Annotated in this window: 6 protein-coding genes; 4 read left to right on the forward strand and 2 right to left on the reverse strand. The window is 49.6% G+C overall.

The annotated features are described in order from the left end of the window. Positions 1-71 precede the first annotated feature (71 nt). Both Q0257_RS11350 and Q0257_RS11355 read left to right on the forward strand, forming a co-directional pair. Positions 72-2,936: an NnrS family protein gene (locus Q0257_RS11350; RefSeq protein ID WP_298024890.1), complete on the forward strand. Its 2,865-nt coding sequence runs from the start codon at positions 72-74 to the stop codon at positions 2,934-2,936. Between the two features lie 66 nt (positions 2,937-3,002). Further along, positions 3,003-3,332, forward strand: a complete 330-nt coding sequence (locus Q0257_RS11355; RefSeq protein ID WP_298024892.1) for a cupin domain-containing protein — start codon at positions 3,003-3,005, stop codon at positions 3,330-3,332. A gap of 574 nt (positions 3,333-3,906) precedes the next feature. On the opposite strand, the gene recJ is transcribed toward Q0257_RS11355, so the two are convergent. After that, complete coding sequence (gene recJ, locus Q0257_RS11360) at positions 3,907-5,487, reverse strand: single-stranded-DNA-specific exonuclease RecJ (RefSeq protein WP_298024894.1); 1,581 nt, start codon at positions 5,485-5,487, stop codon at positions 3,907-3,909. Further along, complete coding sequence (locus tag Q0257_RS11365; RefSeq protein ID WP_298024896.1) at positions 5,477-7,108, reverse strand: CTP synthase; 1,632 nt, start codon at positions 7,106-7,108, stop codon at positions 5,477-5,479. Before Q0257_RS11365 ends, recJ begins: the two co-directional genes overlap by 11 nt. Positions 7,109-7,246: 138 nt before the next feature. Between Q0257_RS11365 and Q0257_RS11370 the strand changes: the two genes are divergently transcribed. Then, a complete protein-coding gene (locus Q0257_RS11370; protein ID WP_298024898.1) occupies positions 7,247-8,695 on the forward strand; it encodes a DUF945 family protein in 1,449 nt (482 codons plus the stop codon). Between the two features lie 371 nt (positions 8,696-9,066). Further along, positions 9,067-9,421, forward strand: a 355-nt coding sequence (locus Q0257_RS11375) for an ATP cone domain-containing protein (protein WP_298024900.1), incomplete at its 3' end; no start/stop codon positions are given.

Genomic DNA, 9,421 nt, shown 5'->3' on the forward strand with positions numbered 1-9,421 from the left:
GCCGCTAAGCGCGCGCGACGAGCGGTACGAAGAGCGCGTGGTAAGCGAGCAGTTTGGGGGAGTAAGCTATTATGAATAGAAATTTTATCTTTAATGCGCGCAAACAGGGAGGTTCCGCACGAAATTTAAACTTACGTTGCGGCCTAGGCACGGACGAGCGAGGTTTTGGTACATATTGCGATCCGGGCGTGGGCAGATACGGGCTGCCAGGCGCTAGCTGCGACTATCTAGGCGCACGCAGGCATGGGTTCTTACAAAGTACTGGATGTCGCGCTGTCGGCGCAGGCAGACACAGCCTCTCACAGAATACAGGGCGCTGCGGTTTTATCACACCGAAATACGAACTGCACAGCCGTGCGAACTGCGATTATAACGTGAGCGTGCTTTTGAACGGCGCAGTGTGCTGCGATTTTGTAGCACAAAATTCGACGAAATTTAGCAGCGATACATACTGCGGCTCTAACGAAAGTACTTACTCGCGGTATAGCTCTAGCGTGGGCGCTTGTTTACGGCGCGTTGACGCGAACCGAGATGTCCACTCACGCCGCAACCCCAGCGCGATCGGTCATTTGCGACGCAGCTCTAGCACGAACGATCGTTTGCAATCTAGTATGAGCGTCCGCTCACAGCGCAATTTCAATGCAGGCATTTGCTTACGGCGCGTTGGCACGAAGCGGGACCTCCATTTATACTGCAAATTTGGCGCGAACCAAGACGCCTTTTCGCGTTGCGGTTTTGATGCATGCGGATTGAGCGCGCAGTTCAGCGCTCAGAAAGCCGTTTTGAGCACCTACCGCTCGCTGTTTTGCGATGCAAGCGGGCTAGGTGGCGAGCAAAATCCCACTCTAGGCACCTTTTGTGCGGTGCGGAATTTTTTAAATTTACACGACGCGCGCGATTTTAAGAATTTCGGCTCCGTAAATTTGAGGAAATTTAACTTCACCGCGATGCAATTTACAAATTTAAAAAAGCAAATCCGCGCAGGCGAAGGTGCCGACAAGAGCGCCGATCCGCGCAATTTGACGAGTTTTGGGCGCGAGAGCTGTATGCTGCGCAGACTATGCTCTGAAAGTAAAATTCTCGCGCCGCGTAGCTCTTGCTTTGAGAGCGAGGTCGGTGCGCCGTGTGGACCTGGCCTCGGATACAGAAATTGCGAATTTGCGCAAAATTCTAAAGTTTGTGCCTCGGATTTTACACAAAATTTTAAAAATTTTGACCGGGGTTTGGAAGCCGAGCCCGTGCAAAATTGTAAAATTTCCGCTTTAAATTTTATACAAAATTTTTGTAATTCCGCCTGCGACAAGGAAGCCGGGTTTATGCAAGGCTTCGGAAATTCGGACCGAAATTTTGAGCCGAAATTCCCGCGAAGCGCTAAAAATTCCGATCGAAATTTAGAGGCAGAGCCTACGCAAAGTCTTAAAAATCAAAATTCTACTCAGGATTTTTCGCAAATCAGCAGAAGCGCCGAGCCAAATTCTAAACCGAGTTTCTCGCAGAACATTAAAAATTCCGAACGGAATTTACCGCTAAGCTTCTTGCAAAGCGTTAAAAGCTCCGATCAAAGTCAAAACTCCAAACCCGCCCGCCCGCAAAGCTTTAAAAATCAAAATTTCGCGTGGGATTTCTCACAAAACGGCGGAAGTGCCGAGCCGAGTTCTGTTCAAACCTTCTCGCAGAGCTCTAAAAATTCCGATCGGAATTTTAAGGCTAATTCCATGCAAAATCAAGCAGAGCCCGTTTCGCCGCAGGAGCTCAAAAATTCCGAGCCGTGCCCGGCGCAGCGGCAAGAGCTGGGCTTTTACGCGCCTAAATTTAAAGATGAGCGCGCTAGGAATTTTTTCTCCCATCCGATGCGCGCTTTCGTTCTTTGCGCCTGCTTTTTTGCGGCGCTGGGCGCGCTTAGCTTTTTAGCGCCCGATGCGCTGGCGATCGATTACGTGAGCGCTCATAAGTTTTACTTTCTGTTTTTGGCGCCTTCGTGCATCTACGCGGCGTTTTTGCTTACCGCACTGCCAGATTGGACGAACTTCGAGGGCTCGCTAAAGCCCGTTTCGCTTGCTTTTGCCGCCTGCCTGATCGCAGCTTTTATCGCGAGCTTTTTAAATTTACGGCTTGCAGCAGCGATTACGGGGCTGTTTTGGGCGGTATTTTTCATCTTTGCGGCATGGCTTTTGTGGCTGGATAAAAACTCGAATAATTTTAGCATTCTGGCGGTCCTTGCGGCGTTTTGCGCCTGCTCTGCGGCCTACGGCGCGAGCGGGGATGAGAAGTTTTTGCTTAGCTTCGTGCATATCAACGTCGCGGCAATCGCCGTCGTAAGCTACCGCATAAGCGTCGTCATCGGCAACGAAGCGCTAAGAGAGGGCGGGCTGAAGGACGCCGTTTTTATTCCAAATTTTATCTACAAAAATTTAGCCGCTTTCCTCGCCTTCGCTTTGGCGCTCGCGACGCCATTTTTAAGCGAGGCGACGTGCGGATTTATCGCGCTTGGCATCGGATTTTTGTTTTTGGCGAAGCTTCGCGAGCTGCACTACGCCGAAATTCTAAGCCGCCACTATATGGCGTTTTACTACGCGTTGCAGGCTGCGTGCGCAGCGGGATACCTGTGGCTGGGCGCGGTGCTGATCCGCGGGGGGTACGCTGCCGCGCCGCTGCACGTCATCGCGATCTGCTATATCTACGGAGCGATACTTTTTGTAGGAATGATCGCCGGCCAGCGCCACAGCGGAATTTCGCCGCTAAACTTCCCGCGCCTAAGCCGCGCGGCGCTCGTTTTGGCTCTGAGCGCGGGGGCCTTAAGAGCCGTTTTTGCGGGCGAGAGCTTTGTTTTGTACGTGATGATCCCCTCGGCGCTTTTCATCGCCGCGGTCGCGCTATATCTGATAAATTTCGTTCCGATCTTTCTGAAAAATCCTTTCAGCGCGGATCCGGATTGATAATCATCAAAGCGGGCTTGCCAAATTTTAGCTAAAATCGATCAAATTTCATTTCAAGGAGAGCTTATGCAACACATCAAAAATATCGACGCCGCTAAGGCCGTAGAGCTTGCTTCGCTAGTCGAAGTGGCCCCTCATAAGGTGATTTCGCGCACCCTCGCGCAAAATGCTGCGCTGAATATGACGCTTTTCGCCTTCGACGGCGGCGAGGAGATCAGCTCGCACAAATCCGACGGCGACGCGTTCGTTTACGTGCTTGAGGGCGAGGGCGATTTCACGATCGACGGGCAGAAGCACCGCGTAAAAGCGGGGCAAAGCATCGTCATGCCTGCGGGCTTGCCGCACGCGATCTTCGCGCCGGTGCCGTTTAAGTGGTTTTTAGTAGTGGTTTTTTAGCCTCTAAGCTTAAGGGCGGGTCAAATTTTAAAATTTAGCCCGCCCGCCACTTCATAAAATTTTATCCGAAATTCCATTTGCAGGGCCCTTATGTCTGCTTCAGACCGTTCCCGCTTGCCTTCGCAAAATTTTAAAATTTCAAAAACGTTTAAATTTTGCTTTTACCGCGCCCAAGAATTTCGTCTGTTTTGCAAACCGTGCGGGAGCTGAAAATAACGCATCGCGTTTGCGCACCGCGCCGAGCCCAGAAATCGCGCGCTTGAGCTCGCATCGCAAGTCAAATCCATAGCTCGCGCGTTAGATTTCAAAGTCGCGCCGAGCACTTAATATGCGTAGAGCATGCAAATGCGCGCCAAGCTAGTCGAGCAGATAGGCGCTGTAATAGGGCAATGCGCCGGGCGCGCAATACATATCGGGCGATTAGAGCAGACGAGCGCTGTAGTAGGGTAAACCCGCCGAGTGCGCAAACTGAGCTGAGCCCGAAAACTGCGCGCTTGAATGCACAGATCGTGCGTTAAATTTAAAGTCCGTGCCATGCGCGAAATGCACGCCAAGTCGGCCTAAATTTTAAAATTTAGCTTTCGCTCGGGCTTAGCTCCTTGATAATTAGCTCGGGCGTGATCGTGCCGCGGAAGTTGTTTTTGCTAATCGTAAAGATCACGTCGACCCGCTCGCCCGCGCGCGGCAAAAAGTCGTAGTTGAAAAACAGCGCCTCGACGCTGCCTCCGTTTTTGTCAAGCGCCATTTTGATATGCTTGCCCTCCTTACCGATCTCTCTGATATTGCGGGCGCGGGCGCCTTTGATGCAAAAGAGCGGGCGCGGATTTTTCTGCCCGTAGGGCTCGTAAAATTCTAAAATTTCAAGCAGCTCGAAGTCTATCTGCGACGCGTCCAGCTCGCCCAGCAGATCGTCTTGCGCGCTAAAATCGCTCAGATCCTTAGGCGTTATACGCTCATTTACGCGCCGCTTAAACTCCTGAAGTAGCGCAGGATCGATCCCCACGCCCGCAGCGCCCTTGTGTCCGCCGAAGGTCGTTAAAATTTCGCTTTGCGAAGAGATCAGCTCTAAAATGTCAAATTTACCGATGCTGCGCGCGCTTCCTTTGGCGCGTGAGTCACTTACGCTAAAGACGATCGCGGGCTTTTTGTAGGTCTTGCTTAGGCGGCTTGCGACGATGCCGATGATCCCTTCGTGCCACTGCGGACCCCACACGACGATGACGTTGTCGCTCGGATCGACGCTTTTTACGATCTCGTCGTAGAGGCTTTTCTCCTCCTCTTTGCGCGAGTTGTTGATCGAATTTATCGTCTCTAGGTAGTGGTTTGCCTCTCTGATATTTTTGGCGCATAGGAAGTTATACGACATCGTAGCATCGTCCATCCGCCCCGTGCAGTTGATTAGCGGCGCGATCGTGTAGCTAATATCGTCGAATTCGAAGTGTTTTTTAAAATAATGCTCCTTAATCGCCTTGAAGCAGGCGCGGTTCGAGCTATTTAGCCGCTTGATGCCGAAACGCAAAAGCGCGCGGTTCATATCGCGCAGCTCCATCATATCGGCGATTATGGCGATGATGAGGATATCCATCGAGCTTGCCATATCGTAGTTTACGCCGAGGGTTTCTTTTAGCGCGCCCACGAGATACCACGCCACCTGTGCGCCGCAAATTTCGATATTTGGGAAGGTGCAATCAGGCTGCTTCGGATTGATTATCGCATAAGCGCGCGGCAGCACGGGTGGGGGCATGTGGTGATCTGTGATGATGAGATCGATCCCCTTTTGAGCGCAAATTTCGGCAGCTTCCGTCGCGGAGGTGCCGTTATCTACGGTAATGATGAGATCTACGTCCTCAAGCTCTTCAATAATCTCGCTGTTTAGCCCGTATCCGTCGGTGAAGCGGTTCGGGATCTTAATGACGTACTCCGCGCCTATTTGATTGAAAAAATCGCTCATTATGACGGTGCTTACGATACCGTCGACATCGTAATCGCCGACTACGGCTATGCGCTGGTTTTCTTCGATGGCAGTTTTTATGCGCAAAGCCGCCTTATAGGTATCTTTCAGATCGCAGGGTAAGGGAATTTCAGAAATTTTAGTATGCCGATCGTTCGCAAATCTCGATTTTAGAATTTCCCTTATCTCATTTTTACCTAGCATTTTTTATAGATGCTTCGATAAAGCCCAAAATAGCGGGATTTGGGCGCACTAGACGGCTGGTAAATTCCGGGTGAAACTGCACGCCCAGAAAAAACGGATGGTTTTTTAGCTCGACCGCTTCGATAAGCCCGTCGCTCTCGCCGCAGACGATAAGCCCGTGCTTTTCAAAATCGGCGCGGTACTTCGGATTGGCTTCGTAGCGGTGGCGGTGGCGCTCGCGGATGGTCTTTTGCTCGCCGTAAATTTTACCCAAAAGCGAGCCTTTTTTGACGTCGCAGTCATAGCCGCCCAGCCGCATAGTGCCGCCCATAGGGGATTTGTGCGTGCGGATCTGCTTTTTGCCGCTTGCGTCGATGAAGCTATCAATGAGGTAGATCACCGGATCTTCGGTCTGCGGGTCAAATTCCGAGGAGTTAGCGTTTTTTAGTTTTAAGACATTGCGCGCAAACTCCACCATCGCAAGCTGCATCCCCAGGCAGATGCCCAAAAACGGCACCTTATGCACCCGCGCGTAGTTTATGGCTAAAATTTTACCCTCTATCCCGCGCGAGCCGAAGCCGCCCGCGACCAAAATTCCGTTTACGTCGCGGAAAATTTCATCCACATTGCTTGCTTCAATTTTTTCGCTATCTACCCACTTTAAGCTTATCCGCGTATCAAGCGTAGCGCCCGCGTGGATGATCCCCTCGGTGAGGGATTTGTAGCTTTCTTTTAGATCGATATATTTGCCGACGAAGGCGATCGTGGTTTCGTTCGTAGGCACGATGACGCGCTTAACGAGGCTGTCCCAGTTGCTCATATCGACTTCGAGCTTATTTAAGCTTAAAGTCTCCGCGATCGGCGTTAAAATATCCTGCTTCAAAAACGCAAGCGGGATCTGATAGATGCTCGCGCTATCGGGGCTTTCGATGACGCAGTTTTTATCCACGCCGCAGCTTAGCGCGATCTTATCTTTAAGCGCGCGATTTAGCGGCATTTCGGAGCGGCAGATTATCATATCGGGACTGATACCTATGCGGCGTAGCTCGCCTACGCTATGCTGCGTGGGCTTAGTTTTGAGCTCGCCCGCTACCTTGATGAAAGGCACGAGCGTGAGGTGGATATTCATCGTATTTACTCTACCCAGCTCCACTCTCATCGCGCGGATCGCCTCTAAAAACGGCAATCCCTCGATGTCGCCCACGGTGCCGCCGATCTCGACGATCAGCACGTCGTTGCCCTCGCCCGCCTTTTTTATGCGGCGCACGATCTCGCCTACGATGTGGGGGATCACCTGGATCGTCTTGCCCAGATAATCGCCCCTGCGCTCCTTTTCGATGACGGAGCTGTAAACTTTGCCCGTGGTGAAGTTGTTATCTTGGCTTAAATTTTCATCCAAGAACCGCTCGTAATGTCCAAGATCCAGATCGGTCTCCGCGCCGTCGTCGGTGACGAAAACCTCTCCGTGCTCCAGCGGGCTCATGGTGCCGGGATCGACGTTGATATAAGGATCCGCCTTTAATATGCGCACTTTAAGCCCCGCGTGCTTTAAAAGCGTCGCGATCGACGCCGCCGCAATGCCCTTACCCAGCGAGCTCAGCACTCCGCCGGTGACGAAAATATATTTCGTTTGTTTTGCCATAAGTTTTCCTAAAATTTTGATATTAATGCCGCGATTATAACTTCTTTTAGGTTAAAGCACACTAAGCTAGAATTTGAAAATTTTAGAAATTTACGGCAAAATACGACCCAAATAAATTTTAAATTTAAAGGAGAGATGATGAAAAAGATCATCGCGGCTTTAGTGGTCATCGTAGCGCTTGTAGTGGGCGTCTTTGTAGCGACAAAGGACGCTAAAACGGGCGTAGCTAAAAGTGTAAACGATAGCATAACCAAAACGGTTGACGGTGCGGTCGGCAAGAGTGCCAGCGCGGCGATTGAGCAGCAGATTGCGGAATTTATCGCTAGAAACGAAATTTTCGAGACTAAAAGCGCTAAATTTTATCCGGGAGATAGCAACTCAAGCGGCTTTATCGAGGGCGTAGTAAAAAAAGAGAAACTACAAAAAAGCCTTGCTGAGGGCTTTAGCAAGCTAAAGGAAAAAGCAGGCGCGCAAGATAGCAACGATACGGACGAGCCAGATCCTGCTAAAATTTTCCCGGAGGATTTTGCTTTTCGCTACGACTACACTATCAAGCATAGCGTAAAAAACGCTGCGGATGGATTTGAGAGCGACGGAATTTTAACGATTAAGACGCCATATTACGCAGAACCTTGCAAGAAGCTGTTTAAGACTGACGCGCCGCTTAGCACGCATCTAAACTACGGACCTACAGAGGTTAAATTTAGCGCAAAGCTAGCCGATATAAATGTGCTCGAAGATGGCGGAATAGGACGTCTTGCAGGCCTTAGCCTAAACGGCACGAGCGATATGAGCGGCAAAACGATAAAAGCCTTGGGCTTTAAAATCGGTGAAATTTTTATAGACGACGGCAAGGATTCGGGTCTTGATATAAAGGATCTTATCTATGAGGCAAACTTTAAAAACGGCATCCAAGATCTAGACGACAATATAACCAAGCTCTTTTTGAATGACATAGATTTTGCAGGCAGCACAAAAGAGCTCGTCGTAACTGTAGATAAGCAGCGCTTCGTCGTAGTTACGGATATGAGCACGGAAGGTAGCTACCGCGTAAAAGATGGAATTTTAAATTTCAACGAAAGCGATAAAGCCCAAAGCTTAAAGATCGCCGATGTGCTAGTGCGAAACATCCATTTAGGCGTCGATACCAGCTTTAGCGCCGCACTTTTCGAAAAATATCTGTCTGTTATCTCAAATCCGCAAGAAGGCGAAAAATTAGCGGAAAATAAAGAGCTTTTTATGAAGCTGCTAAAAGATGATATGAAAATCAACGTGAATGATTTTTCGTTTGAAAATAGCCTCGGTAAGAAATTTGCTTTTAACGCAAGCGCGCTAGTAGGCGGCTACATCGACGAGACGCAGCTTTTTAAGCGCATGAGCTTGGACGGCAAAGCTACGATAAATACGAGCATCACGGACTTCCTATCGCCTTATGACAGCTTGCGCGATTTTGCGCCGATGGCGGAAGTTTACGGCTCGCAGTTTCTTAAGCCTGATGGAGATGGAGTTAAGATGGAGTTTAGCTTCGATAAGGCAAGCAACTCTATGATCTTAAACGGAAAGCCTATCCCGCTACCGCACAATTAAATTTTTAAGCTTTGCGAGCAAAATTTTAAATCCGCTCGCGAAGCCCTTTTTGTTTCTTACTTTTTCGGCGCAGAATTTCGCAAAACTCCGCGCAAATTTTTACCTGCAGAATTCCGCAGCGGCGCCATAAAATTCCACTCGAATTTTACCGCATTGTTTCCGCCCACTTCGTTAAATTTTAAAATCTATAAGCCAAAATAATGACAGATAGACTTAAGCAATTTTGGCTATAATGCGCGCTTTTGCAGCGCAGCTAGCGTAAATTTAAAAGACGGCGGATTTGAGGCATTTATTATGCCGCCTCTTTTGACGACGTATTTTATATTGGGAAACTAACGCTAAATTTGCATTTTTAAATTTCAAGGAACGATATGAAAGTAATCAAACGCAACGGCAGAACCGAGGAACTTGACGTAAGCAAGATCAAAAAATACACGAGCGAGGCAGTGGAGGGGCTGGAAAACGTAAGCCTTAGCGAGCTTGAGGTGGACGCAAAGATCCAGTTTCGAGATATGATCACCACCGAAGAGATCCAGCAAACCCTCATCAAAACCGCAGTCGAGAAGATCGACGTGGATCGCCCGAACTGGACCTTCGTCGCCGCGCGGTTATTTTTATACGATCTATATCATAAAATAACGGGCTTTAGCGGTTATAACAGCCTGAGGGATTACTTCGCTCGCGGCGAAGCGGCGGGTCGCATAATGCTCGGTTTAAAGGAAAAAT

Source organism: uncultured Campylobacter sp. (assembly GCF_938018035.1).
Taxonomy (GTDB): domain Bacteria; phylum Campylobacterota; class Campylobacteria; order Campylobacterales; family Campylobacteraceae; genus Campylobacter_B.

Excerpts from the sequence above, each read along its gene's own strand:
- Q0257_RS11365 (WP_298024896.1), bottom strand. The coding sequence starts at position 7,108 with ATGGCAAAACAAACGAAATATATTTTCGTCACCGGCGGAGTGCTGAGC.
- Q0257_RS11350 (WP_298024890.1), top strand. The coding sequence starts at position 72 with ATGAATAGAAATTTTATCTTTAATGCGCGCAAACAGGGAGGTTCCGCA.
- Q0257_RS11370 (WP_298024898.1), top strand. The coding sequence starts at position 7,247 with ATGAAAAAGATCATCGCGGCTTTAGTGGTCATCGTAGCGCTTGTAGTG.
- Q0257_RS11355 (WP_298024892.1), top strand. The coding sequence starts at position 3,003 with ATGCAACACATCAAAAATATCGACGCCGCTAAGGCCGTAGAGCTTGCT.
- recJ (WP_298024894.1), bottom strand. The coding sequence starts at position 5,487 with ATGCTAGGTAAAAATGAGATAAGGGAAATTCTAAAATCGAGATTTGCG.